This is a genomic window from Comamonas sp. Z1, assembly GCF_008121555.1.
GTDB classification, from domain to species: domain Bacteria; phylum Pseudomonadota; class Gammaproteobacteria; order Burkholderiales; family Burkholderiaceae_C; genus Comamonas; species Comamonas thiooxydans.
Genome location: NZ_VOQT01000031.1, coordinates 1 through 26,716 on the forward strand (window position 1 = coordinate 1; position 26,716 = coordinate 26,716).

The following is a 26,716-nucleotide window of genomic DNA, read 5'->3' on the forward strand; positions in this document are numbered from 1 at the left end:
GCCAAGAAAAAGCAGCTGGACACCTTCAAGCCCGAAGACCTGGGCGTGGACGTGACGCCCCGCCTGAAGACCGTGAAGGTCTCCGAGCCTGCCAAGCGTGGCGCTGGCGTCAAGGTAGCCGATGTGGCCGCCCTGGTCGACAAGCTGAAAAACGAAGCGAAAGTCATCTAAGGCCCCCTGAGCCGCTTCGCGTCATCCCCCGCAGGGGGACGACACCCTCGGTGCGGGGCGGCCCTTGCTGGCCGTCCCTCGCCAGGCTGCGCTGCAGCCAAGGGCTGATGTCCCCTCTCGGACTTCGCCAGAACGTAAAGAAATTTAGAGGTTGAATATGACTTCTCTCGTAATCGCAGAACACGACAACGCGTCGATCAAGACCGCGACCCTGAACACCGTGACGGCCGCCAAGGCCTGCGGCGGTGATGTGCATGTGCTGGTGGTTGGCGAAGGTGCAGCCGCTGCAGCAGCCGCTGCCGCCCAGATTGCCGGTGTCTCCAAGGTCATCCATGCCGACGGCGCCAGCCTCAAGGACGGCCTGGCCGAAAACGTCGCCGCCCAGGTGCTGGCACTTGCTGGAAATGGTGCCGGCAACTACAGCCACATCCTGTTCCCCTCGACCGCCTCGGGCAAGAACGTGGCGCCCCGCGTGGCCGCCAAGCTGGACGTGGCCCAGATCAGCGACATCACCAAGGTCGACTCCGCCGACACCTTCGAGCGCCCCATCTATGCGGGCAATGCCATTGCCACCGTGCAGTCCGCCGATGCCGTCAAGGTCATCACCGTGCGCACCACCGGCTTTGATGCAGCAGCTGCCACTGGCGGCTCGGCGGCCGTGGAAACGGCGGCTGCCGTGGCCGACAGCGGCAAGAGCGCCTTTGTGGGCCGCGAAGTGACCAAGAGCGATCGTCCCGAACTGACGGCAGCCAAGATCATCGTCTCCGGTGGCCGTGCTCTGGGCTCGGCCGAGAAGTTCACTGAAGTGATCACCCCCCTGGCCGACAAGCTGGGTGCGGCCATCGGTGCCAGCCGTGCGGCCGTTGATGCAGGCTACGCGCCCAACGACCTGCAAGTGGGCCAGACGGGCAAGATCGTGGCGCCCCAGCTGTACATCGCCTGTGGCATCTCGGGCGCGATCCAGCATCTGGCGGGCATGAAGGATTCCAAGGTGATCGTGGCGATCAACAAGGACCCCGAAGCACCGATCTTCTCGGTGGCCGATTACGGTCTGGAAGCCGATCTGTTCCAGGCAGTGCCGGAGCTGGTGAAGGCGATCTAAGCCTTGCCATGGCGCCCCCGCAACAAGGCGGTGCCAACGGCCCGGACAACGTTGTCCGGGCCCTGGCCAGAGCGGCACACAAGTATGTGCCCCGGCCCCACCTGGTTCAGAGATTCAGGAGACAAGACATGCAGATTTCCCTTGACCGCCGCAGCCTGGTGCTTGCCACAGCCGCTTTTGTGACTGCCGCAGGCACCGGCGCATCAGCCTGGGCACAGTCCGGCGACTATCCCGCGCGGCCGGTCACGCTGATCGTGCCGTTCCCGGCAGGCGGCCCCACCGACCGCCATATGCGTACGCTGGCCGACATCGCGGGCAAGCACCTGGGCCAGCCCATCATCGTCGAGAACAAGCCCGGCGCGGGCGGCACGCTGGGCCCCGGCGCCATGGCGCGCACCGCCAAGCCCGACGGCTACACCATCACCCAGTTCCCCATGTCCATGCTGCGCATGGCACATATGCAAAAAACCGCCTGGAACCCGGTCACCGATTTCACCTACATCATCGGTGTCTCGGGCTATACCTTCGGTTTTACGGTGCGCTCGGACTCGCCCTATAAGAGCTTCAACGAGTACATTGCCGCCGCACGCAAGAGCCCCGGCAAGATCGAATACGGTTCCACGGGCATAGGTTCCTCGCCGCATCTGCTGATGGAGGAGCTGGCCGAGAACGCCAAGGTCACTCTCAATCATGTGCCTTTCAAGGGCAATGCCGACCTGCAGCAGGCCCTGCTGGGCGGTCATGTGGCCGCGCAAAGCGATGCCTCGGGCTGGGACACCTATGTGAATGGCGGCCAGATGCGTCTGCTCATGACCTTCGGTGAAAAGCGCACCCAGCGCTGGCCCGACGTGCCCACGGCCAAGGAGCTGGGCTATGGCGTGGTCTCCACCTCGCCCTACGGCCTGGCGGGGCCCAAGGGCATGGACCCGGCCGTGGTGCGCAAGCTGCACGACGCCTTCAAGAAGGCCATGGACGATCCGCGCCATGTCGAGGTGCTCAGGCAGCTCAATCAGGACGCCTGGTACCGCTCGGGTGCCGACTATGCGCAATGGGTGCGCGAGGCCTACGCCAAGGACAAGGTCCTGATCGATCGCCTGGGCCTGGCTGCCAAATAGGCCTGTCCTCCAATGCGCCCGCAGGGCCGTGGGGCCCGCAGGTGCAGTCCGCTTGAGATTAGTAAATTCCTGAAACGGAGCCCCTCATGACTGTTTCCCTGCCTTCGCCCGATGCACCCTTCACCACGCTGGCTGCGCTGATCCGCAGCCATGCGTGCCAGCAGCCCGGCCATGCCGCGCTGCGCGACGACCAGCAGACGCTGAGCTATGCCCAGCTCGACGCCCTCATGGAGCGCGTGGCCGCCGCGCTACAGCGCGACGGCGTGCAGCCGGGCCAGGCCATTGCCATCTGTGCGTTGAATTCAGTGTGCTATGCCGCCCTGTTCCTGGGCGCGCTGCGTGCGGGCGTGGTGGTTGCGCCGCTGGCGCCATCCTCCACGGCCGAGAGCCTGGCTTCCATGCTGCGCGATGCCCAGGCGCGTCACCTGTTCCTCGACCAGGCGGCTCAGGACCTGGTGCCCGCAGACACCGGACTGCAATGCATCTCGCTTGACGGCGTGGCGCCGGGCAGAGCCTTCGAGGACTGGCTGGCACCCGAAGGCGCGCAGCCCGCTGCCGTGAGCCTTGCGCCCGAGGCACCGTTCAACATCATCTATTCCTCGGGTACCACGGGGACTCCCAAGGGCATCGTGCAGTCGCATGGCATGCGCTGGACCCATATCAACCGGGGCGGCGTCTACGGCTACGGCCCCGAGGGTACGACGCTAGTGGCCACGCCGCTGTACTCCAACACCACACTGGTGGTGTTCTTCCCCACGCTGGGCAGCGGCGGCTGCGTGGTGCTGATGCCCAAGTTCGACGCGGCACGCTATCTGCAACTGGCCCAGCAGCACCGCGTCACCCACACCATGCTGGTGCCCGTGCAGTACCAGCGCATCATGGCACTGCCGCAGTTCGGCGAGCATGACCTGTCGAGCTTTCAGGCCAAGTTCTGCACCAGTGCACCGTTTCGCGCCGAGCTCAAGGCCGATGTGGTGGCGCGCTGGCCAGGCAGTCTCACCGAGTTCTACGGCATGACCGAAGGCGGGGGCACCTGCATCCTCGAAGCCCATCTGCACCCGGACAAGCTGCACACCGTGGGCCAGCCCGCCGAAGGCCATGACATCCGCCTCATCGACGAGCAGGGCTGCGAGGTCGCTCCCGGCGCGGACGGCGAGGTTGTGGGCCATTCGGCCAGCATGATGAGCGGCTACCACGGTCAGCCCGCCAAGACACGCGAGGCTGAATGGTTCGATGCCACGGGCAAGCGCTTCATCCGCACGGGCGATGTGGGCCGATTCGATGCAGACGGCTTTCTGACCCTGTTCGACCGTCGCAAGGACATGATCATCAGCGGCGGCTTCAACATCTATCCCAGCGACCTGGAGGCTCAGCTGCGCGCCCACCCGGCCGTGGATGATGTGGCCGTGGTCGGCGTTCCCTCCGATCAATGGGGCGAAACGCCCGTGGCTTATGTGGTGTCGCGCACGGGCCAGCCGGCCCGGCCCGAGGAGATCATGGGCTGGTACAACCAGCAAGCCGGCAAGACCCAGCGCCTGGCCGACCTGCGCTTCATCGCCGAGCTGCCGCGCAGTGCCATCGGCAAAGTGCTCAAGCGTGAGCTGCGCGACCAGTACGCGGCGGGACGCTGAGCCTGTCTTCCATTCCACGATGCCCATCACGAGACCTATCCCATGAGTCATGACACCACGATGTCCGAAGTCCGCCGCCAGGTGACGCCCGAGGAATGGCAGACTCGCGTCGAGCTGGCTGCCGCCTACCGACTGGTTGCCCACTTCGGCTGGGACGACCTGATCTTCACCCACATTTCGGCGCGCGTGCCGGGCCAGCCCGGCCAGTTCCTGATCAACCCCTACGGCATGCTGTTCGACGAGATCACGGCATCCAGCCTGGTCAAGGTCGATCACGAAGGCCAGCCGCTTATGGACAGCGAGTACGACGTCAATCCTGCAGGCTTCGTCATCCACAGCGCCATCCACGACGGCCGGCCCGAGGTGCAGTGCGTGCTGCACACGCATACACGCTACGGCGTCGCCGTGTCGGCTCAAAAGGATGGACTGCTGCCCATCTCGCAGCAGTCCATCTTCCCGCTGGTGCGCCTGGCCTACCATGACTACGAGGGCGTGGCCCTGCGTGATGACGAAAAGCCGCGCCTGGTGGACGATCTGGGTGCCAGCAATTTCCTCATCCTGCGCAATCACGGGCTGCTGACCTGCGGCCGCAGCGTGGCCGAGGCCGTGCTGGCCATGTACACGCTGGAGTCGGCCTGCCGCATCCAGATTTTGGCGCAGTCGGGTGGCGGCGAGCTGACGCGCATCCCGCAGGCCATCATTGCCGACGCGGTCAACCAGTCGCGCCAGGTCACCAAGGGCAAAGGCGCGGGCTTGGCCTGGCCGGGCCTGCTGCGCCGCCTGGACCGCATCGACCCAAGTTATAAGGACTAACACCCCCTGAGTCGCTGCGCGCCTTCCCCCTCTCTCGCTTCGCGGGAGGGGGACGACACCCTCGCTGCGGGGCGGCCCTTGCTTGGTGTCACTCGCTTGCGCTGTTGCCGTTTCGCAGGCAGCGAACAGAGCTCAGATTCATGGAGAAATCAATGGGAATTCTGGTCAACATCCACCCCAGCATGGGCACGCCCATCGTCGAGTCGCTGCGTGCGCTGGCACCCGATCTGCGCGTCTGGGCTCACCGCGACGAGGCGCCTGCCACCGAGGTCGAAGCCATGCTCGCCTGGAGCCTCAAGCCCGGCGTGCTGCCGGCCTATCCGAAGCTCAGGCTGCTGTGCGCACCCAGTGCCGGTGTGGACAAGTTGCTGGCCGTGCCCGATCTGCCGGCTGACCTGCCCGTGGCGCGCACCGTCGATCCGCAGCAGCATGTCGAGATCGCCCAGTATGTGGTCGGCACCGCGCTGCGCCATACGCGCGAGCTGGATCTGTTCGCGCGCCAGCAGCAGGCCGGCGACTGGCTGCGCCGCCCAGTGCGCGCCGGCGCCGACTGCCGCGTGGGTATTCTGGGTCTGGGCGAGGTCGGTCGCTTCGTGGCTGCTGCCATGCAGGCCGTGGGCTATCCTGTCGCGGGCTGGAGCCGCAGCGCTAAGAACATTGCCGGCCTGACCACCCACAGCGGTGCAGAGGGTCTGCAGCAGCTTCTGTCCGGCAGCGACATTCTGGTCTGCGCCTTGCCGCTTACGCACGAGACGCGCGATCTGCTGAACCGCCGCACGCTCTCCCTGCTGCCGCGTGGCGCCTATTTCATCAATGTGGGGCGCGGCGAACAGGTGGTCGAGGATGAACTGCTGGCTCTGCTCGACGAAGGCCATCTGGCCGGCGCCGCGCTGGATGTGCTGCGCGAGGAACCGCCCCAGCCCGGCAACAAGGTGTGGGGGCACGCCAAGGCCTTTGTCACTCCGCATATCGCGGCCCAGGCCTCGGCCGACACCGTGGCCCGCCAGTGCCTGGAGAATCTGCGCCGCCTGCGTGCGGGCGAGCCCTTGCTCAACCTGGTGGACGTGGCCCGCGGATACTGAGACGTATTTCCCTTTCCCTGTCGCGCTGCCGCGCGGCGCTTTATCCTTGCAAGAACCAAGAGACATTCATGCCTTCGACATCTCGCCGCAGCTTTCTTCAATCGAGCGCCGCAGCCGGCGCCGCCATGCTGGCTCCCTCGGTCTGGGCCCAGAGCCCCTGGCCCTCCAAGCCCATACGCATCGTCGTTCCCTACACGGCGGGCGGCTTCACCGACCAGATGGCCCGTCTGCTGCAAGTGGGTTTGCAGAAAGCGCTGGGCCAGCCCATCGTCATCGACAACAAGCCTGGTGCGAACAGTCTCATCGGTGTGGATCAGGTGGCCAAGTCCGCACCTGATGGCTACACGTTCGGAGTGGTGATTGCCGCTTATGCGGCCAACACCACGCTGTATCCCAAGCTGCCCTACAACCCTGGCAAGGATCTGGTTGGCGTGTCTCTGATGGGGATCTCGCCTCTGGTTGCTGCAGTGTCTAACAATGCTCCGTTCAAGACCACGCGGGAGCTGATTGCCTATGCCAAGGCACATCCTGGCAAGGTCAGCTTTGGCTCCTCGGGAAGCGGCTCCAGCGCGCATCTCACAACCGAGTTGATGAAGTTGCTGACGAAGACGGATATGACTCATGTGCCCTACAAGGGGGCCGCACCGGCACTGACCGACCTCATGGGTGGTCAGATCCCGCTGTTCCTAGATCCTCCGCCCAATCTGATCCAGCCTGCCAAGGCCGGTCGCATTCGTCTGATTGGCGTGGCCAGCGACAAGCGACTGGCGGTTTTGCCCGATGTACCGACATTTGCCGAGCAAGGCATCCCCGACCTGATGGGCAGCACCTGGGCAGCAATGATTGCACCGGCAGGAGTGCCCAAGGAGATCGTGCAGCGCATGTCCGCCGAAGTCGCTCGCATCATTCGCAGCCCTGAAATCACGCAGCGCATGCAGCAGACCATGGGTACGTTTGCCGAAGGATCGACACCAGAGGAATGCGATCGTTTCATCGCCGCTGAAACTGCCAAATGGGGGAAAGTGATCCGTGAAGCCAAGGTGACGGTGGAATAGGCTCCTTGGCCTGGTTTGTCCCCGGCAGGGGGGCGAAGCAGGCCTCAAGGGAAATGGAGCGGCGGCCGGGTGAGGTGAACGCAAAGGGATCTCCTCATTCGCCTATGGTGCGAAGTGGAGATGGCTGCATCGTGGGAGCTCCTGCCGAACAAGCCCGGGACAGTGCGATGAGGTCTCCGTCAGCTTGTCGGTGCCGTCAAGGCTGCGGAACCTCGCTGGCGGCGACGCGCCACCGCCTCCTCGGCGCCCTCAATGTATGCCTTTCCCGATAGGCTGCGGGCGTCATTCCCACATACCGGACGAACACCCGCCGGAATGCGGAGGCATCCTCATACCCGCAGGCCAGCGCCACGGAGGGCACGCTCTCCAGCGTGATCTCGAGCAGCACCCGAGCCCGCGCGCAGCGCAGTCGGTGCAGGTGGTCCAGCGGGCTGTGCCCCAACTCCTGCTGGAAGTGGCGCAGCAGGGTGCGAGGGCTGGCTGATACCGCGTCCGCCAGCGCCCGTAGGTCATAGGGCTGCTCCACGCGCGTCTCCAGCCAGGCTATGGCATGGGCCAGCACGCTGGTCCGTGTGGTGGGAATGCGGCGGTCCTGCAAGGCGGTGCGCGTGGCGCGTTCGCGCTGGGGATCGGGCTGCAGCACGGCGGCCAGCGCCGCGGCCAGGTCGTCGCCGAAGGCATGGCGCGTGAGTGCGATGGCCATGGGGGCCAGGGCTTCGGGGTGGGAGGCGCTGAGCCAGGGCCTGTCGTCCACGAAGGGCTGGCCCTCGGCAAGTTCTATGCCGGTAAAGTCCAGTCCGAATCCGCCCATGAAATACCAGGGCAGGGCCACACGGCGGCCCTCGCAGCGCCCGCTGGCGGCCGCGAACCAGGCGGCGCTGCCCAGCGTGCACACGATCAGGCCCTGGTCGAAGGCTGTGGCGATGCGCTGCGTGAGGCCCGGATGCGCGGCGACGATGTCGCGGATGGATGGAATGTCGGGGCAATGCAGCGTGCTTGCGAAGACTGCATGCGCCGGCCCTTCGGCCAGAGCGCCTTCGGCCGCGTGCGGCATGGCCGGCAGGGTCTGGCCCCTGTCATCGACCCAGCGCCAGCCAAAGCGCGGTGCGCGCCGGCCCAGACGCAGGCCGGCAACAAGGTTGGCACTGCGCAGCATCTCCACGAGATGCGCGGCGTGGCCTGTGGCGCTGTGCTCCAGGCAGGGCAGCTCGATGACGAAGGTCCGGGGCATGGCGTTTCTGACTCCTCGAATGGCGATTTCGCCGTGTCTGTCACAGGCGCTTCACTTTTAGCATGACTGCTTATGCCATTTTTCAGGGTCACGAAGATGCTTCACAAACAGTCCGAGACAAAGCTTTCCATACCACCCGGCATAGGCTTGCCGCGCATAGCGCTGGCCGGCTTGCTGGCCTGCGGCCTGCCGCTGGCAGCCAGCGCGCAGGGGCTGGATGCCCAGGCTCTGGCGGCGCTGGATGCGGCCATTGAGCCGCTGGCGCCCAAGATGGTGGCGTGGCGTCGCGACATTCACCAGTATCCAGAGCTGTCGGGCCAGGAAGAGCGCACGGCCAAACTGGTGGCCGATCACCTGCGCCGCCTGGGCATGGAGGTGCAGACCGGCGTGGGCGGCACGGGCGTGGTGGGCGTGCTTCGCGGCGGCCAGCCAGGCAAGACCGTGGCCCTGCGCGCCGACATGGATGCACTGCCTGTGGCCGAGAAGACGGGCCTGCCCTTCGCCTCCAAGGCCAAGGCCCAGTACATGGGCAAGCAGGTCTCGGTCATGCATGCCTGCGGGCACGATGCCCACGTGGCCATGCTCATGGGTGCGGCCGAGGCGCTGGCCGGCATGCGCGCCAGGCTGCCGGGCACGGTGAAGTTCATCTTCCAGCCGGCCGAGGAAGGCGCTCCGGTGGAGGCCGATGCCCATGGCCATGTACCCAGTTTCGGCGCCAAGGCCATGGTGGAGGCCGGCGTGCTCAAGGATGTGCAGGCCATCTACGGCCTGCACATCACGGCCAATCTTCCCCCGGGCATGGTCGGCTACCGCAGCGGGCCGTTGATGGCGGGCTCGGACAGCCTGAGCATCCAGGTCGAGGGCCGGGGCGGCCATGGCTCGTCGCCGTGGAGTGCGGTCGATCCCATCGTCGCGGCCAGTCAGGTGGTGCTGGGCCTGCAGACCGTTGTCAGCCGCCAGCTCAACATCAGCCTGGAGCCTGCCGTTCTGACCATTGGTTCCATCCAGGGCGGCACGCGCTACAACATCATTCCCGACAATGTCGAGATGCAGGGCACGCTGCGTACCTTCGACGAAGACATGCGTCAGGAAGCGCACAAGCGAATCACGGCCACGGCTGAGCAGATCGCGGCCTCCAGCGGCGCCAAGGCCAAGGTGCGCTTCGGCCCCGTGGCCTATCCGGTCACCACCAATCCGGCCGCGCTGACCGAGGCCTCGCTGCCCGCGCTCAAGTTGGCCCTGGGCGGCAAGGCCATGGTGATTCCCAAGGTCAGCGGTTCCGAGGACTTTTCGGAGTTCCAGAAAGTGGTGCCAGGATTCTTCTACTTCCTGGGTGCGCCGCCGGCAGGCCAGGACTTCACCAAGGCAGCGCCCAACCACTCGCCGCTGTTCGATATCGACGAGAAGCAGCTGCCCACGGGGGCACGTTCACTGGCCGCGCTGGCCGTGGACTATCTGCAGCGCAATCCATAGTCGTTGTTCACCATGAGCGGCTGAGGTCGCTTGCCTTTGCGATTCGGTGCAGCGAAAAGCATTGGCAAGCGTTGAACGCTCCCGACCAAAGCATTGATTCGCTGGCCGTGGTTTTGCATGGCGATGGGCGTTCTTTGAAACCCTGGAAAAACCGGGCTATAATCACTATCTCTGTAGGGGAGTCGCCAAGCTGGTTAAGGCACTGGATTTTGATTCCAGCATGCGAAGGTTCGAATCCTTCTTCCCCTGCCAAGATATAAAAAAGCCCCGACTGTTTATGCAGCCGGGGCTTTTTCTTTGTCTTCAATGCTGCGCCTGGCTCCCAGGAGAAGCCGGCAGATTGGGCTTGCTGCAGCCATTGATCGACGCGTATCCAATGAGTGCGCCATAAAGCCCGAAGTGGCTCAAGGTCCGGCAGAGAAATTCCAGGTTTCGCAGGAGTGCTTTCACTCTGACACCGGCGGGGGCGCTGGTGTGCCGCCAAACCGTCCCGCAGCTTTGCTGGAGCGGGCTCGATGCCTAGGTGTGAATAGCGTCAACCCAGACGATGAGCAGCGATTCGGCAGCGCGTGGCTGGTCGCAGTGCAGCAGACCTGCGCTATCGATTTACAAAACAGTGGCAATTTTTTTACCTGAGCTTTACAATCTGTGTGCAAATGGAATTGAGATTGATTCTCGTTCTGTTTGTTTGCTGCCAGCCCCTATACGGTATCTCCGTTTCAGCCACAGCGTCATTCGTTCTTCGGCACTTCTTGCCTGAAGAAAGCACCCTGGTTTTTCTTTGAACGCTCATGCTGGAACGCTCGTTTTTCCCCGTCGCCGGGGTTTTGCCATTTCGTCTTCATGCCACGGTTGTGGCCGTCAGCGTGGTCTGCCTGCTGCCTGGTCTCAGCCATGCACAAGAGGATGCCGCCTCGACACTGGCAGAAGTGACGGTGCAGGAAAAGGCCATTCCCAATGTCTATGGAGAGTCGAGTGATTCCTACGTGGCCGGCGGAGTCGAGGTCGGCAAGGCGGCGCAGTCTCTGCGCGAGGTTCCGCAGTCGGTGACTGTGGTGACTCGTCAGCGCATGGACGATCAGGCCATGCGCACGCTCGATGATGTGATGAAGTACACCACCGGGATCACTCGCGAAGAGACCTGGCTGGATACGACCTATCTGTCCCGCGGCATGAACATCACCAATTTCCGGTTCGATGGCGGCGCTGCCAGCTCCTCTCGCTCGGGCAGTCGCAGCCTGGACATGGCGCAGTTCGACAGCGTCAGTGTGCTGCGCGGAGCCGACGGTCTGTTTGGTGCAGGTGAGGCTGGTGGGGTTCTGAACTTCACCTACAAAAGGCCCCAGGCCAAGCGTCAGACGCAGGTGCTGCTTTCCGGCGGAACCATGAGCAACTATCGCACTGAGCTCGACACCACGGGGGCGCTGAACGAAAGCGGAACCCTGCGTGGCCGTTTCGTGGCCGTGAACCATGACCGCAAGGAAATGGCCGCACCATCCAAGCTCAAGCGGCAGATGCTGTATGGGGCGCTGGAGATGGACCTGACGTCCAGCACAGTCGCCACGCTGGGTGCCAGCTATCAGAAAGACAGAAACACGGGCTTCAATGCCAGCCTGCCGCGCTATGCGGACGGCAGCGATATAGGCTTTGCGCGCAATACCAACTTTGGTGCACCCTGGAACTGGATCAATCGCGAGAACACCACGGTCTTTGCCAAGCTCGAGCAGCAACTCGGCAATGACTGGCTGCTCAAGACCCAGCTCAGACACACCCGCTTCAATGAGGGCGTGAATGGCGCGGAGATCGAAAGTTCGCCGGATCCCGTCACGCTGCAGGGTGCGGACTGGTGGATCCATCAAGCCAAGTCACGCGAGCGTGAAACCAGCTTCGATATCAATTTGCAGGGTAGCTTTGATGCCTTGGGTCAGCGCCACGATGTGATACTGGGTCTGGATCAGCACCGCAACAGCAATACCAATCGAAGCCTGTGGCCGAGAGTGGGGCCGGCCGACGTCTTCAACCGGATTCCACCGGAAGACCCCGGTTATCCGCTGGGTGACTGGACCAGCGGCTCGCAGACAAAAACGCAAAAGAGCGGCCTCTATGGCTCTATTCGCCTGCGTCCCGTGGAGCGCTGGTCCGTGGTTTTGGGCGGACGCTATGTGCTGCAGGATCGCAATACCCAGCACGACATGAACGGTGCTCTCACGGCAAAGAGTCGGGAATCGAATGTCTTTGTGCCCTATATGGGGCTGATGCATGAGCTGACCAAGTCGACCAATCTGTATTTCAGCACCGCCGAGATCTATCAGTCCCAGGCCGGAAAGTTCTCGGCACCACTGCCGGGGACGCCGCTGGATCCGGTGCGTGGTCGTACCTACGAGCTGGGTGTCAAAAGCGAGCTGACCCCCAATCTGATTGCCAGTGCGGCATTGTTTCGTACCGATAAAAAAGGCGAGGCCGTTTACGACCCCGCTTACCCCCAGACCGATTGGCGCGGCGGTTGCTGCTACTTCCGCGACGGCTTCAAGCTGAGCCAGGGCATCGATCTGGAGATGACGGGGCGAATCACTCCCAATCTCCAGCTGGCGGTGGGCTATACCTACAACAGCAATGAAGACAGACGCAAGGACAGCGCACAGTTCAGCACGGTCACGCCGCGCCATCTGTTCAAGGCCTGGGCGGACTATCGCATGAGCGGCGCTTTGCGCGGCTGGAGCGTGGGCGGCGGTGTGGTGGCGCAGAGCTCGAACTACCGGGCCTCGGGCATCAGCGCTTACAACCCGGCGACGGGTCGTTATGACGGAGCCTGGACGCCGTACAACTTCACTTCCCCGGGTTACGCCGTCTGGTCGGCTCGTGTGGCCTATGCATTCAACAAGGATTGGAGCCTTGCGATGAATGTGGGGAACTTGTTTGACAAGACTTACTACAGCACAGTCGGCTATGCGGGCTACGGCAACTTCTACGGCGAAAAGCGTACGGTTACCGTGTCGCTCAAGGGCCGTTTCTGACGGGGTGTAGCAATGTCGCAATCTGATGGGCTGCGCTCTGACTGGGGCCTGGGATCGCGTCTGGCTGCTGCAGTGCTGGGAGGCTATGCCGTCTCCAGTGCCTGGGTGGTTTTATGTGGTGCGATGAGTCAATCTCGTGTGGAGACCATTCTGGGGGGCATGCAGTCCAGCTGGCTCTGGTACGTGGCTGCCGTGATTTGGGCTTTTTCTCCGGCATCGCCACGCCGGATATGGGGCGTGCTGGGCATCGTGGTGCTCGGCATGCTCCTTGGCACCGCGGCGTTGATCTTCCTGAAGGGACGCTGATGCAGCCGGCAAAGAAGGAATCGGGCGCAGGCAAAGGCAGCTTCCGGCAGGCTCAGGCATGGTTGCATACCTGGTGCGGCTTATGGTTCTCCTGGCTGCTGTATGCCGTTTTTCTGACGGGTACCCTGGCCGTCTTCGAGGAGCCCATCACCCATTGGATGACTCCCGAGCATCATGCCCATGAACAAGCCGAGGCCAGGCAGGCAGGCACCGTGCCGCAAGCGCAGTCTTCCCTGAGCCAGCGTCTGCAATGGGGCATGGCCTATATGGAGCGGCAGCACCCTGGCGCAGACATGTGGGAGCTGTGGCCTGCAGACTCCCAAGGGGGCGGGGACTTGCGTGTCTACTGGTTCGATCGCGAGGGACAGTATGCGGCGGCCCAGCTGGACCCGAAGTCCGGAAGTGCCATGGATGCCTCTGAAGCTCCCAAGGTGCGCCAGACATCGGGTGGCCATCATTTCGTGGACTTCCACTATCAGCTGCATGCAGGACAGCTCGGACTCTGGATTGTGGGCATCGCCGCGCTTGCCATGCTGGTGGCACTGGTCAGCGGAGTGATTACCCATAGACGAATCTTCAAGGACTTCTTCACCTTCCGCGCTCGCAAAGGGCAGAGAAGCTGGCTGGACATGCACAACGCCGTGGCGGTGCTGACGCTTCCTTTCCAGTTCATGATCGCCTATACAGGCATCGCCATATCCTGCGCGACCTTCATGCCTGCCGGCATTGCGGCCTACTTCGGCAGCAGTGCCGAAGCCGTCAAGTCTTTCCAGGTGGCGCTGAATGAACCAGGCAAGCCACAGCGCTCGGGTCAGGCCATGCCCGTACCGGATCTGGAGTCCTTCGTGCTGCGCGGGCAGGCCTTGATCGGGCAACCGGTGCGAGCGGTGGTGATTGATTACCCGGGCGATGCAGCTGCACGCATCGGCATCTATGGATGGAATGAAGCCGACGATCTGAGCAAGCGTCTCAGCCCCAGCAGCGGCATGGCCATGTTCTCGGCCGCTACTGGAGAGTTGCAGCAGTTGCGCTTGCCCGGAGGTGTGGATGGCGGTGCGGCATCACTCGCGCAATCGGTGATCGGCGGGCTGCATATGGCGACTTATGGCGGGCTGCCGCTGAAGTGGCTGTACTTCATTTGCGGGCTGGCCGGAAGCGCCATGATGGCTACGGGGGCGATTCTCTTCATGGTCAAACGGCGGGGGAGGCATCAGGGGGAGTTTGGCTCCAGCACCTCCACGGTCTACCGGATGATTGAAGCAGCGAATGTGGCGGCCATCGCGGGACTGGGCATCGCCTGTGTGGGATTTTTGTGGGCCAATCGTTTGCTGCCTGTCGAAATTTCGCAACGCTCCAGATGGGAGCTGGTGGTGTTCTTTGCGCTGTGGATTCTGGCTCTCATACATGCGCTGCTGAGGTCGCCGTCACTGGCATGGCGTGATCAGATGGCAGCGCTGGCTGTGCTTTGTCTTCTGTTGCCCTTGCTGAATCTTGTGACGACTGGAGAGCAACTTGCTGCATACCTTCTCGATGGCGACTGGGAGAGCGCGGGGGTTGAGCTTTTCGCCCTTGCTGTCGGAGTGGCGGCGGCCGGCGCCTGGGCCTGGATGCGCAAGGCATCGGGCCTGAAGCCCGTGCGAAAGCAAATGGCTCGTGAATTGTCGGCTCGTGAATTGTCGAAAGACCTGCCTGCGGCTGCGGACGCAAGTGCCGCTAAGCAAGGGAGCCTGTCATGACCTTGTGGCAGTCATCCTTGCAGGCCTTTGCTCTTTCGATGGGAGGCATGACGGCTCTGGCTTTTGCCATGGACCGCCATTACGCGCAATTGACATCTCTGGACGAGGTGCCGACAGCGCATCGCATGGCGCTGCGTGTGCTGGGAGCATTGCTTTTGCTGGCCGTCTGCCTGCCTGCCATGCGTGGGTGGAGTGCAACGGTTGGCAGCGTGCTCGTGCTGGGCTTCTGGAGTCTGGGGGCTCTCGCGACGGTCGCGGGGCTTTCCTGGTCGGCTCGACACCTGGCGGTGGCGGCCGCCATGACGGCGCTGCTGGGGGGCGTCAGCTGCCTCTGGTGACGGATCCCTTGAAGCCCGCAAGGCTTCTGATCTTCAATCGCTCCAACTCATGCCGTGGCCATGGGTTTCAGCAGCGACTGCGAATTGTTTTCTGGAAAGTGCAACGTTCATGACGGTGGGACAAATCAAACGCTGGGGCAGCCTCGGGCTGCTGCTGGTCTGTGCTGGAGGTATTGCCTTGTGGTGGGGGAGTCGGCCCAGGGTCGAGTACCAAAGTGTTGCGGTGCAGCGCGGCGATGTGGAGTCCACCGTCACTGCCATCGGTACTTTGCAGCCCAGAACCTATGTGGATGTAGGGGCGCAGGTCTCGGGTCAGATCACCCGTTTGCTGGTCAGTCCAGGAGCCAGGGTCGAGAAAGGCGCATTGCTGGTGGAGATCGACCCCAGCGTGCAGCGCGCCACGGTGGATGCGGGCAGAGCATCGCTGGCGAGCTTGCGCGCCCAGATTGCAGAGCAGCAGGCACAGCTGAAACTGGCCGGCCAGCAATTGAAGCGACAACAGCAGCTGGCCGCCGAAGAGGCGACCAGGCAGGAAGATGTGCAGATTGCCGAGGCCCAGGTGGCCGGAGCTGCCGCACGCATCGACCATCTCAAGGCTCAGATGCAGCAAACACAGGCCAGCCTCAAGGCTGACGAAGCGCGTCTGGGCTATACCCGCATCTACGCACCGATGTCCGGTACGGTGGTGTCCGTCGATGCGCGTGAAGGGCAGACCTTGAATGCGACCTATCAGACGCCCAATATCTTGCGTATCGCAGATCTGACTGCCATGACGGTCTGGACGGATGTATCGGAGGCCGACGTGCGGCGCGTGAGAGCGGACATGTCCGTGTATTTCACGACCCTGGGGAGTGCAGGTCAGGAACAGGCGCGCCGGTGGAACAGCCGGGTGAGGCAGGTGCTGCCTGCGCCGCCGGCCAGTGTTGCCCCCGCAGCAGGCAATGCGGCGGCGCCTGCGGCGGCCACCAAGGCCGTGACCTATACGGCATTGTTCGACGTGGATAACAAGGACGCGGAACTGCTGCCACAAATGACGGCCCAGGTGGTCTTTGTGACCGGCAGTGCGCAGCAGGCCTTGACGGTTCCATTGACAGCTCTTCAGTCTGAGAAAGATCAGCAATCGCAGAGCGTTCGGGTGCTGACAGCCAAGCGGCAGCCTGAGCAGCGAAACGTGAAGCTCGGAGTACGAAGTCGCCATCAGGTGCAGGTGCTCGACGGCGTGGCTGAGGGCGAGCCGGTCATCGTCGGTGAAACCCTGATTCCTGGCGGTCTGCGGTGGCTGCAATGGTGAGTGCGATGGAGCAGGATCCGCTGATTTCGCTGCGTGGCATTCGCAAGCACTATGGCGGAGTGGGCGAGCAGCCGTCGGTGACCGTGTTGCACGGCATTGATCTGGATATTCGCGCGGGTGAGTATGTGGCCGTCGTCGGCAGCTCCGGTTCGGGCAAGTCCACCTTGATGAATATCCTGGGTTGCCTTGATAAACCGAGCGAGGGTTGCTATCGGTTTCAAGGTAAGGATGTGTCCACGCTGGACTCGGACGCCCTGGCCTGGCTGCGTCGCGAAGCCTTCGGTTTCGTGTTTCAGGGCTATCACCTGATTCCCAGTGAAAGTGCCTCGGAGAATGTGCAGATGCCTGCGATTTATGCAGGCCTGGCCAAGGAGCAGCGGGTGCAAAGAGCTCAGCTCCTGCTCGAGCGTCTGGGGCTGGGGTCGCGTCTGGGCAATCGTCCCAATCAGCTGTCGGGCGGCCAGCAGCAGCGCGTGTCCATTGCGCGGGCGTTGATGAACGGCGGCCACATCATCCTGGCCGATGAGCCGACAGGGGCTCTTGACTCGCATAGCGGCGCCGAGGTGATGGCTTTGTTGCGCGAGCTGGCCGATGCGGGACACACCATCATTGTGATTACGCATGATCGCGACGTTGCGGCTCAGGCAAGGCGTGTCATCGAAATCAGCGATGGACGTGTCGTCAATGACAGTGCTCCCGATGGCATGCAAAGCCGAGCAGAGGTTCCTCCGCTGACCCCGCAGCGCAATACCGCAACATCGGCAATATCCTGGGTGGCTGAGATATCAGAAGCTGCACGCAGCGCCTGGCGCGGTATGCGCATGAACCGGGTGCGCACCAGCCTGACCTTGCTGGGCATCGTGATCGGTGTGGCCTCGGTGATCGTCATGCTGGCCATCGGTGAAGGCGCACGGCGCAAAGTGGTCGAGCAGATGGGCACCATGGGAACAGCCATTCTCTATATGGGCAGCAAACCGCCGGCCAGCGGTGGACCCGCGGGCCAGATCACCGAAGACGATCTGGCCGCCATGCGGGAGTTGCCGGCGATACGCAGAGTCATGCCCGTCATCGGAGACCCTGTCACAGTGCGCTATGGCAAGGCCGACAAGCAGATCTATGTGTTTGCCGCCAGCGAGGAGATGCCGCTGGTTCACCACTGGAGGGTGGCCCAGGGGCGCTACTTCACGGATGTGGAGGACCGAGATCTGGCTCCGCTGGTGGTGATAGGGCACAAGGCGCACCAGCATTTTTTCCCGGAGGTGGCCAATCCATTGGGGCTGCAGTTGATCATCGGGAACTCGGCGTTCGAAGTCATCGGAGTGATGAGCGAGCGTGGGGCTGACTCCGGCGCCCAGGACTATGACGACATGGTCTTCATTCCCTATCAGTCGGGGCGTGCGAGAGTCTATCAAGCGCAGACACAGCCCGATTACGTGGTCGTGGAGGCCAGCTCCTCGGAGCTGGTCCATGAAGCCGAGGAATCGATCCGCAGCCTTCTGCTGGCGCGGCACGGGGGGCGGGAGGACTTCGGCATCGGCAATGCAGCAGCTCGTATTCAGGCTGAAGCAGCAACTCGCCAGAGCATGGCCGTGATGCTGGGGCTGATTGCGGCAGTTTCACTGGTGGTCGGTGGTATCGGAGTCATGAACGTGATGCTGATGACGGTGCGCGAGCGGACCAGGGAGATTGGCATTCGCATGGCAGTGGGGGCTCGCCAGCGTGACATCCTGCGTCAGTTCCTGACGGAGGCCAGCATGGTGACCATCGTGGGTGGGGGCGTCGGTCTGCTTGCGGGGCTGGGCATCGGAATGACGCTTCTTGTCTCGGGCGTACCTGTGATTTTTTCGGTGAAAGCCATGTTGGGGGCATTTGCCTGTGCGGTGCTCACCGGTCTGGTTTTTGGCTTCATGCCTGCCAGGACGGCGGCGCGTCTGGAGCCCGTGCGAGCATTGGCGGGAGAGTAGGCATGTACAAATGGAACGCAGTGCTGGCGGCTCTTGCTCTGGCTGGATGCGCGACAACGCAATCCAGTAACGAGACCCGGGGAATGTCTCTCGATATTCCTTATGCCTGGGCGCAGGAGCAGGGGGCGGAAAACGAACAAGTCAGCGCCAGTTGGTGGCACGGTTTTGGCAGCCCGGAGCTCAGCGCACTGGTTGAGCAAGCCCGGACTCAAAGTCTGGATGTGGCGGCTGCCGTCGCGAGAGTGCAGCAGGCGGATGCCCGGGCAACTTATGCACGTGCGGCCCGGGTACCGGATTTGAACGCAGATTTCGGTGCCACAAGATCTGCAGCGATGGACAGTCATACGGAAAGAGACGCCAGCACTTGGCGAGTGGGTCTGTCGAGCAGTTACGAGCTGGACTTCTGGGGGCGTCAGCGTGCTTTGAGAGACGCCGCAGAGTCCAACAGGCAGGCCAGCGTGTTTGACCGTGAGACCGTGAGACTGACTGTCACTGCCTCAGTCGCCCAGGCCTGGCTCCAGTGTGTGGGCTTGCGCGAGCGCGCCGCGATTGCCCAGCTCAACCTGGAGATTTCCGAGCGGCTCTTGAAGCTGGTCGAGTCCAGAGCCCGTTATGGGGCAGCGACCTCCGTGGAGCTGGCTCAGCAGCGTGGCCAGGTTGCTGCACAGCAGCGTGTTGTGGCCTTGCTCCGAAAACAGATTGCAGACGCACACGCGGTGCTGGCATTGCTGTCGGGGCAATGGACTATGGATCTTGTGAGCGAGACCAGTCTTTCGAATCTGGCGATTCCAGGCGTTCGCCAGGGTACGCCTGCGGATCTGATAACACGCAGGCCGGATGTGGCGAAAGCGGAGGCTCAACTGCTCGCGGCGGATGCGAATCTTGCCGCTGCCAGAGCAGCCATGCTGCCCCGCGTGACGCTGACTGCGGGCCTGAGCTCCGAGAGCGAAAAGTTCAGCAGGCTGTTGGAGAATCCCCTGTCTTCTCTGGCAGCGGGAATTCTGGCTCCGATCTTTGATGCAGGGCGACTTGCTTCGAACCGGGAACTGGCTGCAGCGCAAAAGCAGGAGCTTGTGATCGGCTACCGCAAGGCCATTCTGCAAGCCTTCAATGATGTTCAAACTGCATTGAATGCGGTTGACGGCGCAGAAAGACAGGCGGTGGTTCAGGCGGAGGAAGTGGCTCAGGCCCAGAGGGCTCTTTCGCTGGCGGAAAGCCGATACAAGGCAGGGGCGGACAACTTGCAGACCCTGCTGGATGTGCAGCGTGTGGCCTATCAGAGCCGAGACCTGGCAGTTCAAATACGACAGGAGCGCCTTCAGGCAAGCATCGCGCTTTACAGGGCCTTGGGAGGAGGCTGGAGGCGATTGCCGGAAGGGCCCGAGAGTTGAGGGGCGTAAGCGTAATGCAACGGTTGAGGGCAGCAGGACTGCGTCCGACGGTCGCCAGAATTGGCGTGCTTCAAGTCCTGCTGAGTTCTGCTCCCCATGCTCTCAGCAGAGATGAGATATATCGACAGCTATACCTTCGGGGGACTCCTGTCAGTGTGGGAACCGTTATGCAGGTTGTGGCACAGCTAAGCAGGCTGGGTGTTGTGCATCACAACGGCAGACAGGGACGTGAGTCTGGCTATCTGCTTTTGAACTGAGTGAATCCGCAAGAACGCTTCAGTCTGGGGGCGGCATTCGCATTCATCCTGCAAGCAAAGGATTCATGCAGAAAGCAAGGGCTTCTGATTTCCTTTCTTCAAGGCGATTTCATCTCGGATTTTCGCCCTTTGAATTTTGCCTGCGGCACCCCTGTGGAAGCTGGACGACAAGGATCATATCGTCCGGAATCCACCACTTAGCAATCTTTCCTGGGTCCCTCGAGCCTTGGGACATTCAAGCACGCTCTGCTCGAACGTCTTGAGCAAAGGCAGCGAAGTTCAGGTCAGGCTCCCATGGAAATCAACGCTCCGGTAATACACGCTGGATGCGCACGCTCTCACTGGCCAGGACGGAGCGCAGCAGGTTCAGCGCGGGCGGTGCGGTGCGACCTGCCAGGCTGACGATGCCATAGTGCGCTGATGCCTCCAGGGAAGGAGTTATCGAGAGCACCTTCAACGTGCCGCTGGCCAGTTGATCGAGCGCGGTCGCGTAGACAGCCAGGCAGACGGTATCGGTTTCGGCAGCCACCTGCAGCAAGGTGGAGATCGAGTCGCAGCGCAGTGTGACTAGCTGGTCGGGGTGCGCAGCCCCGCCGTGGCGCTCGACGAAGATCCGGCCAACCTCCTCGCTAAGGTAGGTCGCGGCCACTGGATAGCGGGTGAGCTGCTGCAGCGACACGGGCCGTGCTTCCTGCAGTAGAGGGTGTCCGGCACGGCAGAGGCAGCCAGCCTCGAGGCTGGGCAAGGACTCCATCGCGAGGTCTTCCGACGGCGGAACCGCGCGGGCGTCCGCCACCACCGCATCGAGCTGCTTGCGTTCAAGTTGCTCCAGCAGGGTGGAGGTGGCGCCCTGCGCGATCTCCAGGTGAATCTTCGGATGGCTCATTGCGAAGGTCTTGAGCACCTGCAGCATGAAGAGCGCTGCCGGCGTGGTTGTAAGGCCAACTCGAAGTCTGCCGACTGAGCCCTCTCGCAGCAGCAGGGTCGATCGCTTGAGTTCCTCGGCCTCAAACACGACACGTCTTGCGCGTGCCAGCACTACCTTGCCGTAGGCGGTGAATTCGTTGCGCTTGCCGACCCGGTCGATCAAGGGGACGCCAAGTTCCTCCTCCAGCAATTGAATGCTCCGACTCAGGGCAGGCTGGGTCAGATGCGTTTGTTCGGCCGCCCGGCTGAAGGAGCCTGTTTCAAACAGGGCGATCAAGTGGCGCAATTGCTGGAGGTTCATTGAGTATGAGAAAAATCAATGATTTTTAGAAAAATAATGCATTTGACGTATTTTTACCAGATTTCTACGATCCCTTCGTCCACCATTGCGACGAGGAAAACTTCCCATGAAAGCCTTTTTCACGCGTGTCTTCCAGTGTTTGGCGCTCATCCTTTTCGTAGGCCTTGTCGGTGGCGTGCTGGCCCATGCGGCGCACGCCCAGCTGCCGCGGGACGGCACCCTTGCGATCATGGTTCCCTACCCGGCGGGAGGCGCATCGGACATCATTGCGCGCACCGTTTCCGCGTCGCTGGCCGAGAAGCTGGGGCGTCCTGTGGTGGTCGAGAACCTGGGTGGTGCCAGTGGTGCCATCGCGGCGCGCAAGGTGCTGAATGCGCCAGCCAACGGCCTTTACCTGTACCAGGGAACGCCCAATGAGCTCATCCTGTCGCCGCTGGTTAACTCGGCCTTGAAAATCAGCCCGGACGACTTCCAGTTGGTGCAGCTGAACACCTATACGCCGATCGTCCTGGTCGCCCGTGCCACTCTCTCGGCCAACACCACGGACGAACTCATCACGCTGGCGCGTCAGTCCTCGAAGACGCAGCCGCTGAACTACGGTAGCGTCGGTCCTGGCTCGCTCTATCACCTGCTGGCCGAGCGGCTGGGCCAGACCATCGGCGCCACGATGACGCACGTACCCTACAAGGGCGGCGCTCCCCTGCTTCAGGACATGGCTGGTGACAACGTTGATTTCGCTTTCCTGCCGTACTACGCCGCCATCGACGGCATGGTTGCTGCCGGCCGCATCAAGATCATCGGGCAGGCCAGCGCGACGCGTGCACAGACGCTGCCGAACATTCCCACCATGACGGAGGGCAAGCTGCTGAAGAACTTCTACTTCACCGTTTGGGGCGGCTATCTGGTCAAGAAGGGCACGCCGCCGGCCGTGCAGACCCAGTTGTTCAATGCGCTGCAGGCGGTCATGGCCGAACCCAAGGTGCGCGAGACACTGGTGGCCAACAGCATGATCGTGGGCAAGCCCATGACGCTGGAGGAAGCCGCGAAATTTTACGTGAACGAAGCTCTCGTCTACCAGAAGCTAGTAAAGGACGTGGGCATCCAGCGTCAGTGAGCGTTTCATACCCGGTCGACTGAGGCCTGGCCCGGACGGTGTGGTGGTGGTGACGGCTACGTGGTGTTAGGTATCACGGGCTTCGGTTCGGCGCTGATCATGTTCCGCTGCGCTGGCTGACGCTGCTGGGGCCGGCCTTGAATCGGCCGTGCGCTGGTGCGCCGCGTCGAGGCACTGCGGCGACTGAGCGGAGCTGGGTGTATGTCCTGTTGATGGCAATGGTCTGCTGCTGTTTGAGCAGGCCTGCGCCAAATCGTTTTGAACAGCGAGGAGCGTAGATGGAACTGTGGCAGATGGATGCTGCCGAGCTGGCAGCGCGGATCGCACGGTGCGAAGTGTCGTGCGTGGAGAGTGTGGAGAGTTGCCTTGACCGTATCTCCAAAGTCAACCCTTTGCTCAACGCGATCGTCGATGCTGACGATGCACAGGCTTTGGAAGAGGCGAGGGCTGCAGACGTGCGGCTGGCGCGCGGCGAGGCGCTCGGACCTCTGCATGGTGTACCGGTGACCATCAAGGTAAATGCCGACCAGAGGGGCTTTGCCACGACCAACGGCATTCCCGCCAACCGGGACCTGGTGGCCGATGCCGACAGTGCGGTGGTTGCCAATCTGCGCCGGGCCGGCGCCATTCCAATAGGGCGTACCAACACTCCGGCGTTTTCCATGCGTTGGTTCACCGACAACGATCTGCATGGCCGCACCCTGAATCCGCACAATGCCGACCTTACGCCTGGCGGCTCCAGCGGCGGCGCTGCGGTGGCGGTGGCAGCCGGTATGGGTCCCATCGCGCATGGCAACGACGTAGGCGGCTCGATTCGCTATCCGGCCTATGCGTGCGGTGTGTACGGCCTTAGGCCCACCGTCGGCCGCGTTCCGGCGTTCAACCCGGCGAGCACGGTCGAGCGACCGATCAGCTTCTTCCTGAATTCGGTTCAGGGTCCGCTAGCGCGCAGCGTGGCTGACATCCGGCTGGCGCTGCAGGCCATGTCGACGCGCGACGTGCGCGATCCGCAATGGGTGCCGGTGGCACCGGCTGGTGTCGGCATCTCCGCGCCCTGCCGCGTCGCGCTCTGCCTGGAGGCACCCGGCTATCGCGCTGCACCCGCCGTTGAGCAGGCGCTGAGGCGCGCGGCGCAGATGCTCGCCGACGCAGGCTATGACGTGGTAGAGGCCGCGCCCCCGCGGCTGCGCGAAGCCGCCGACGCCTGGCTGCAGCTCACTACGCACGAGGTGGACGAGATGCTGGGCGATGCCGTGGCCACCAGTGGTGACTCCGCCGTTCAGCTGGCGCACGCCGCAATGCATGCGTTGGTGCCGGGACTTGGCATGAAGGACTACCTGCGCATGCAAGGCTTGCGTGTGGCGCTGCAGCGCGAGTGGGCGGTGTTTCTGCAGCGCTACCCGCTGCTGCTGTGCCCGGTGTCTTGGCAGACTCCTTTCGCCGTCGATGGGGATCTGAAGGGTGCCGAGGTCATGCGCACACTGGTGGATGCGCAAAGCATGCTGCTGTCCACGGCCATCCTGGCTCTGCCGGGCCTGACGGTGCCTATGGGACTGGCGCCGACCGGCCCCACCGGGGTCCAACTGGTGGCAGGACGTTTCGAGGAAGAGCGCTGCCTTGGTGCAGCTGAGCAGATCGAACGGCGCCGGGGGCCCGTCGCCGTGTCCCGATGGCAGCAGTAGGTCGCCAGCCTGCGGACGGTCGACCTGGTGCGGACCGTCGCGCGGCGCAGCTTGATCGCCAACGCTGATGACCAGTTCCGCTTTGGAGACATCCACGCCGATAACACTTGTTTGCATAACGGCACCTCCAACAAGGACAATGGCTTCGTTGGGGCCTGCTCCACCCAAGTACGTCGGCTTGCCTTCAGATCGGCAGCATGCAGCCAAAGGCTGCATGCTGCTCAGTTCCTTAATGACGCTATAAGGTGGTATGGGAGGGGTCTAACACGGTCGATCTGCGCAAACAGCCGATAGCGGCTCTGGTCCCTCACCCCGACACCTGTAAACATACAGGCCGCTCTTAATCTTGCGACAGGCGTTCAAGTTCCTGGACCCTGTAGGCCTGTGGGCTCACGCCCAAGTGCTTGCGAAAGAATCGACCAAAATAACTCTCATCCTCGAAGCCAAGACCGTCGGCGATCTGCTTGATGCTTGCGTTGGTATAGATCAGTTCGCGCTGGGCTTCGATGAGCACGCGCTCGTTGATCAGATCGATACTGGATTTACCCAAGCTTTCGCGGGTGAGCCGGGAAAGTTGACCCGGGCTGATGCCTAGCTGTTCAGCATATTGCGCGACGCTCCAGCGGTGGCGTATGTGCTCGTCGATTAGGTTTCTTAACTTCTCCAACTGTAAGGTCTTGCGTGAAAGCGCCGGCCAGATAGCGGGCTCCAGCGTTTCATTGAGCCGCGCGACCTGTACTAGCAGCGTGGTAATGAGTGACAGGCCAGCAGCGACTTGGCCAGTGGCGGCCAGGCGCCATTCGCGCTCTATGCTCAGATACAGCGGCATCAGACCTGCAGTGTAGCGGCCTTGCTCAGGCAGGTTGATGGCCAGTGGCTTGCGCAGTGTGCTCAGCAGCTCGGGCATGACAATCCGCGCCATGGCTTCCAGCGGCTTTTGTGCCGCCGTCACTACTACGCCGTTGACCTGGGGGTTGAACTCGAAGCCATGTACGCGCCCCGCCGGCACCACGACCAGGGCCGGCGCGCGTAGATGCCAGCGCGCGTCGTCCAGCAAGGCGTTGCCCTGACCCTCAGTCATGAGCAGGATCTGGATTAGCGACTGGTGCTCGTGGGGGTCGATCTCCCAATCGTACAGTGGGGAGCGCTCAGGTATCCACTCGAAGTTGAACATGTTGCTGCCGCCCGCCGGTGCGTTGTCGCCATACATTGCGTAGTTGGGGATACGGCGCGTGCGGTTGCTGGATGGAGGGTGACGTTGCATGCATGAAATGTCCTAGCCAATGCGCAGTCAGACTTATAGGGATTACCCGTTATGAACTGGCTATGCACGAAAAGTCCGGTTCTTTGCATGAATTGTCAAAGGACTTCGCGCGCCGGGACTTAGAGAATGCGGCTCTTCGGATTTAAGGGGGGTCGTTATGACAATGGAAAAGAATCAGACCGGCAGGCTGAAACTACAGCACCAGGTTTGCGTGGTAACGGGCGCCGCCAGCAAGTCATGCCGCTGCAGTATCCCCAAGGGGTTGGGGAGGGTCTTCCTATGGAATAAGCCACTCTAAGTCTCCCACCTTCTTCCTTACGACTTGCGCACATCCGATTCGAGCAAGACGTTTACCCGATGGAAACGTTCTTTGTTTACGCGTGGCTGCGAAGTCCTGCTCCTAACAATTCACAAGACGGAGACAAGTCATGATGCATTCTTTTTCCCGTGTTCTTTCCTGCCGCAGCCTATTGGGCGCCATCGTGGCCACCCTGTGCCTGCAGGCTGGCGGTGCGGCCCAGGCCCAGGCACTGTGGCCGGCCAAGCCCATCCGCTTCGTCGTTGGTTTTCCGGCCGGAGGCTCCACTGATGTCATGGCTCGCGTGGTGGGGGCAGCCATGGCCAAGTCGCTGCGCCAGCCTGTCGTCGTGGACAACCGGCCCGGCGCCAGCGGCAACATTGCGGCCGTCGAGACCATCAAATCTGCGCCCGATGGCTATACCTTCATGGTGGCGCCAATTTCGGTTCAGACGGCCAACCCTTTTCTGTTCAAGCCTGCACTGAACATTGAGCGCAACTTGCGTCCCGTGGCCAGTCTGGGCCATGCTCAGCTCTATCTGGTTGCCAAGAAGGATTTGCGTGCTAAGTCGGCTACCGAACTCGTGGCTATGGCCAAGGCCGCGCCGGGCAAGCTCAGCTACGGCTCGGGTGGTGCGGGAACGCAGATGCACCTAGTCGGCGAGTTGTTCAAGCAGCAGGCTCAGGTGGATGTGGTGCACGTGCCATACAAGGGCGCGGCGCCAGCGTTGCAAGACGTGCTGGCCGGCCAGATCGACTACTACTTTGATCCCGCCAGCGGCATTTCTCACATTCGCGAAGGGCGCGTGCGTTTGCTCGCCGTGACTGGCGCCAAGCGCTCGCCCTTCTTTCCCGACGTGCCCACGCTGACTGAGCTGGGCGTTAAGGGCGTGGAGCTGGGCAACTGGTTCGGCGTCTTCGCCCCGGCAAACACACCGACCGAGATCACGACACGGCTGGAAAAGGAGATTGCCAAAGCCATGGCCCAGCCCGAAGTCAGGCAGCGCTTTGCCGACCTGTTAATTTCCACGCAAAACTGACCCGCCGGGGGTGCGGACAAAAACTTGGACTACCAGGAGGTAGTTCATGTACTCATACGCAGACAGGATTCGTGCAGTTGAGCTTTACATCAAGCTTGGCTTGCGTGTCAGAGCCACGATT

At 62.5% G+C, this 26,716-nt stretch carries 21 protein-coding genes, 1 tRNA gene and 1 pseudogene; 20 read left to right on the forward strand and 3 right to left on the reverse strand.

Annotation, left to right across the window (positions count from 1 at the left end; translation table 11 throughout):
* The 7 genes and pseudogenes from FSY45_RS26180 to FSY45_RS26210 form a co-directional block, all read left to right on the forward strand.
* Positions 1-171 (forward strand): annotated as a pseudogene (locus FSY45_RS26180) (electron transfer flavoprotein subunit beta/FixA family protein); the annotation flags it as partial.
* A gap of 157 nt (positions 172-328) precedes the next feature.
* Positions 329-1,273 carry an electron transfer flavoprotein subunit alpha/FixB family protein gene (locus FSY45_RS26185; RefSeq protein ID WP_057093223.1) on the forward strand — a complete coding sequence of 315 codons (945 nt, stop codon included), beginning with the start codon at positions 329-331 and terminating at the stop codon, positions 1,271-1,273.
* Positions 1,274-1,401: 128 nt separating this feature from the next.
* The gene (locus FSY45_RS26190) at positions 1,402-2,388 is read left to right on the forward strand and encodes a tripartite tricarboxylate transporter substrate binding protein (RefSeq protein ID WP_003063656.1); all 987 of its coding nucleotides are present in this window, start codon (positions 1,402-1,404) and stop codon (positions 2,386-2,388) included.
* A gap of 86 nt (positions 2,389-2,474) precedes the next feature.
* Complete coding sequence (locus tag FSY45_RS26195; protein ID WP_003063659.1) at positions 2,475-4,019, forward strand: class I adenylate-forming enzyme family protein; 1,545 nt, start codon at positions 2,475-2,477, stop codon at positions 4,017-4,019.
* A 42-nt stretch (positions 4,020-4,061) separates the two neighbouring features.
* The gene (locus FSY45_RS26200) at positions 4,062-4,832 is read left to right on the forward strand and encodes a class II aldolase/adducin family protein (protein ID WP_003063661.1); all 771 of its coding nucleotides are present in this window, start codon (positions 4,062-4,064) and stop codon (positions 4,830-4,832) included.
* A 152-nt stretch (positions 4,833-4,984) separates the two neighbouring features.
* Positions 4,985-5,914 carry a glyoxylate/hydroxypyruvate reductase A gene (locus FSY45_RS26205; protein ID WP_046462259.1) on the forward strand — a complete coding sequence of 310 codons (930 nt, stop codon included), beginning with the start codon at positions 4,985-4,987 and terminating at the stop codon, positions 5,912-5,914.
* A 68-nt stretch (positions 5,915-5,982) separates the two neighbouring features.
* On the forward strand, positions 5,983-6,969 hold the full coding sequence (locus FSY45_RS26210; protein WP_003063664.1) for a tripartite tricarboxylate transporter substrate binding protein: 987 nt from the start codon (positions 5,983-5,985) through the stop codon (positions 6,967-6,969).
* A gap of 196 nt (positions 6,970-7,165) precedes the next feature.
* On the opposite strand, the gene FSY45_RS26215 is transcribed toward FSY45_RS26210, so the two are convergent.
* Positions 7,166-8,200, reverse strand: a complete 1,035-nt coding sequence (locus FSY45_RS26215) for a GlxA family transcriptional regulator (RefSeq protein WP_046462260.1) — start codon at positions 8,198-8,200, stop codon at positions 7,166-7,168.
* Between the two features lie 96 nt (positions 8,201-8,296).
* Here FSY45_RS26215 and FSY45_RS26220 point away from each other — a divergent pair, with 96 nt between their 5' ends.
* The 10 genes from FSY45_RS26220 (at position 8,297) to FSY45_RS28565 (ending at position 19,970) form a co-directional block, all read left to right on the forward strand.
* Complete coding sequence (locus FSY45_RS26220) at positions 8,297-9,673, forward strand: amidohydrolase (protein ID WP_046462261.1); 1,377 nt, start codon at positions 8,297-8,299, stop codon at positions 9,671-9,673.
* A gap of 175 nt (positions 9,674-9,848) precedes the next feature.
* Positions 9,849-9,925, forward strand: a tRNA-Gln gene (locus FSY45_RS26225).
* Positions 9,926-10,464: 539 nt separating this feature from the next.
* Complete coding sequence (locus FSY45_RS26230) at positions 10,465-12,687, forward strand: TonB-dependent siderophore receptor (RefSeq protein WP_046462262.1); 2,223 nt, start codon at positions 10,465-10,467, stop codon at positions 12,685-12,687.
* Positions 12,688-12,699: 12 nt separating this feature from the next.
* A complete protein-coding gene (locus FSY45_RS26235) occupies positions 12,700-12,993 on the forward strand; it encodes a hypothetical protein (protein ID WP_003063670.1) in 294 nt (97 codons plus the stop codon).
* Positions 12,993-14,729, forward strand: a complete 1,737-nt coding sequence (locus FSY45_RS26240) for a PepSY domain-containing protein (RefSeq protein WP_046462263.1) — start codon at positions 12,993-12,995, stop codon at positions 14,727-14,729. The genes FSY45_RS26235 and FSY45_RS26240 overlap by 1 nt, the downstream gene beginning before the upstream one ends.
* Positions 14,726-15,067: a DUF3325 domain-containing protein gene (locus tag FSY45_RS26245; protein ID WP_046462264.1), complete on the forward strand. Its 342-nt coding sequence runs from the start codon at positions 14,726-14,728 to the stop codon at positions 15,065-15,067. Before FSY45_RS26240 ends, FSY45_RS26245 begins: the two co-directional genes overlap by 4 nt.
* 109 nt (positions 15,068-15,176) lie before the next feature.
* Complete coding sequence (locus tag FSY45_RS26250; protein WP_148748541.1) at positions 15,177-16,358, forward strand: efflux RND transporter periplasmic adaptor subunit; 1,182 nt, start codon at positions 15,177-15,179, stop codon at positions 16,356-16,358.
* A gap of 5 nt (positions 16,359-16,363) precedes the next feature.
* The gene (locus tag FSY45_RS26255; protein ID WP_304515488.1) at positions 16,364-18,322 is read left to right on the forward strand and encodes an ABC transporter permease; all 1,959 of its coding nucleotides are present in this window, start codon (positions 16,364-16,366) and stop codon (positions 18,320-18,322) included.
* A 2-nt stretch (positions 18,323-18,324) separates the two neighbouring features.
* Positions 18,325-19,713 carry an efflux transporter outer membrane subunit gene (locus tag FSY45_RS26260; RefSeq protein ID WP_003063680.1) on the forward strand — a complete coding sequence of 463 codons (1,389 nt, stop codon included), beginning with the start codon at positions 18,325-18,327 and terminating at the stop codon, positions 19,711-19,713.
* Positions 19,714-19,727: 14 nt separating this feature from the next.
* Entirely contained in the window at positions 19,728-19,970 is a 243-nt protein-coding gene (locus FSY45_RS28565; RefSeq protein ID WP_080554117.1) for a transcriptional repressor, read from the forward strand.
* A gap of 301 nt (positions 19,971-20,271) precedes the next feature.
* Here the strand turns inward: FSY45_RS28565 and FSY45_RS26270 are convergent, their stop codons facing one another.
* Complete coding sequence (locus tag FSY45_RS26270) at positions 20,272-21,198, reverse strand: LysR family transcriptional regulator (protein WP_046462267.1); 927 nt, start codon at positions 21,196-21,198, stop codon at positions 20,272-20,274.
* Between the two features lie 106 nt (positions 21,199-21,304).
* Here FSY45_RS26270 and FSY45_RS26275 point away from each other — a divergent pair, with 106 nt between their 5' ends.
* Both FSY45_RS26275 and FSY45_RS26280 read left to right on the forward strand, forming a co-directional pair.
* Positions 21,305-22,312, forward strand: coding sequence for a tripartite tricarboxylate transporter substrate binding protein (locus FSY45_RS26275; RefSeq protein WP_046462268.1), 1,008 nt, complete (start codon positions 21,305-21,307; stop codon positions 22,310-22,312).
* A gap of 278 nt (positions 22,313-22,590) precedes the next feature.
* Positions 22,591-23,994: an amidase family protein gene (locus tag FSY45_RS26280; RefSeq protein ID WP_003063686.1), complete on the forward strand. Its 1,404-nt coding sequence runs from the start codon at positions 22,591-22,593 to the stop codon at positions 23,992-23,994.
* Between the two features lie 340 nt (positions 23,995-24,334).
* Here the strand turns inward: FSY45_RS26280 and FSY45_RS26285 are convergent, their stop codons facing one another.
* Positions 24,335-25,258, reverse strand: a complete 924-nt coding sequence (locus FSY45_RS26285; protein ID WP_003063688.1) for a helix-turn-helix domain-containing protein — start codon at positions 25,256-25,258, stop codon at positions 24,335-24,337.
* Positions 25,259-25,686: 428 nt separating this feature from the next.
* Here FSY45_RS26285 and FSY45_RS26290 point away from each other — a divergent pair, with 428 nt between their 5' ends.
* A complete protein-coding gene (locus FSY45_RS26290) occupies positions 25,687-26,595 on the forward strand; it encodes a tripartite tricarboxylate transporter substrate binding protein (RefSeq protein WP_223305742.1) in 909 nt (302 codons plus the stop codon).
* Positions 26,596-26,716: the final 121 nt, after the last annotated feature.

Excerpts from the sequence above, each read along its gene's own strand:
- FSY45_RS26250 (WP_148748541.1), top strand. The coding sequence starts at position 15,177 with ATGACGGTGGGACAAATCAAACGCTGGGGCAGCCTCGGGCTGCTGCTG.
- FSY45_RS26285 (WP_003063688.1), bottom strand. The coding sequence starts at position 25,258 with ATGCAACGTCACCCTCCATCCAGCAACCGCACGCGCCGTATCCCCAAC.
- FSY45_RS26220 (WP_046462261.1), top strand. The coding sequence starts at position 8,297 with ATGCTTCACAAACAGTCCGAGACAAAGCTTTCCATACCACCCGGCATA.
- FSY45_RS26290 (WP_223305742.1), top strand. The coding sequence starts at position 25,687 with ATGATGCATTCTTTTTCCCGTGTTCTTTCCTGCCGCAGCCTATTGGGC.
- FSY45_RS26275 (WP_046462268.1), top strand. The coding sequence starts at position 21,305 with ATGAAAGCCTTTTTCACGCGTGTCTTCCAGTGTTTGGCGCTCATCCTT.
- FSY45_RS26240 (WP_046462263.1), top strand. The coding sequence starts at position 12,993 with ATGCAGCCGGCAAAGAAGGAATCGGGCGCAGGCAAAGGCAGCTTCCGG.
- FSY45_RS26245 (WP_046462264.1), top strand. The coding sequence starts at position 14,726 with ATGACCTTGTGGCAGTCATCCTTGCAGGCCTTTGCTCTTTCGATGGGA.
- FSY45_RS26270 (WP_046462267.1), bottom strand. The coding sequence starts at position 21,198 with ATGAACCTCCAGCAATTGCGCCACTTGATCGCCCTGTTTGAAACAGGC.
- FSY45_RS26280 (WP_003063686.1), top strand. The coding sequence starts at position 22,591 with ATGGAACTGTGGCAGATGGATGCTGCCGAGCTGGCAGCGCGGATCGCA.
- FSY45_RS26235 (WP_003063670.1), top strand. The coding sequence starts at position 12,700 with ATGTCGCAATCTGATGGGCTGCGCTCTGACTGGGGCCTGGGATCGCGT.
- FSY45_RS28565 (WP_080554117.1), top strand. The coding sequence starts at position 19,728 with ATGCAACGGTTGAGGGCAGCAGGACTGCGTCCGACGGTCGCCAGAATT.
- FSY45_RS26210 (WP_003063664.1), top strand. The coding sequence starts at position 5,983 with ATGCCTTCGACATCTCGCCGCAGCTTTCTTCAATCGAGCGCCGCAGCC.
- FSY45_RS26260 (WP_003063680.1), top strand. The coding sequence starts at position 18,325 with ATGTACAAATGGAACGCAGTGCTGGCGGCTCTTGCTCTGGCTGGATGC.
- FSY45_RS26200 (WP_003063661.1), top strand. The coding sequence starts at position 4,062 with ATGAGTCATGACACCACGATGTCCGAAGTCCGCCGCCAGGTGACGCCC.
- FSY45_RS26255 (WP_304515488.1), top strand. The coding sequence starts at position 16,364 with ATGGAGCAGGATCCGCTGATTTCGCTGCGTGGCATTCGCAAGCACTAT.
- FSY45_RS26185 (WP_057093223.1), top strand. The coding sequence starts at position 329 with ATGACTTCTCTCGTAATCGCAGAACACGACAACGCGTCGATCAAGACC.
- FSY45_RS26205 (WP_046462259.1), top strand. The coding sequence starts at position 4,985 with ATGGGAATTCTGGTCAACATCCACCCCAGCATGGGCACGCCCATCGTC.
- FSY45_RS26195 (WP_003063659.1), top strand. The coding sequence starts at position 2,475 with ATGACTGTTTCCCTGCCTTCGCCCGATGCACCCTTCACCACGCTGGCT.
- FSY45_RS26215 (WP_046462260.1), bottom strand. The coding sequence starts at position 8,200 with ATGCCCCGGACCTTCGTCATCGAGCTGCCCTGCCTGGAGCACAGCGCC.
- FSY45_RS26230 (WP_046462262.1), top strand. The coding sequence starts at position 10,465 with ATGCTGGAACGCTCGTTTTTCCCCGTCGCCGGGGTTTTGCCATTTCGT.
- FSY45_RS26190 (WP_003063656.1), top strand. The coding sequence starts at position 1,402 with ATGCAGATTTCCCTTGACCGCCGCAGCCTGGTGCTTGCCACAGCCGCT.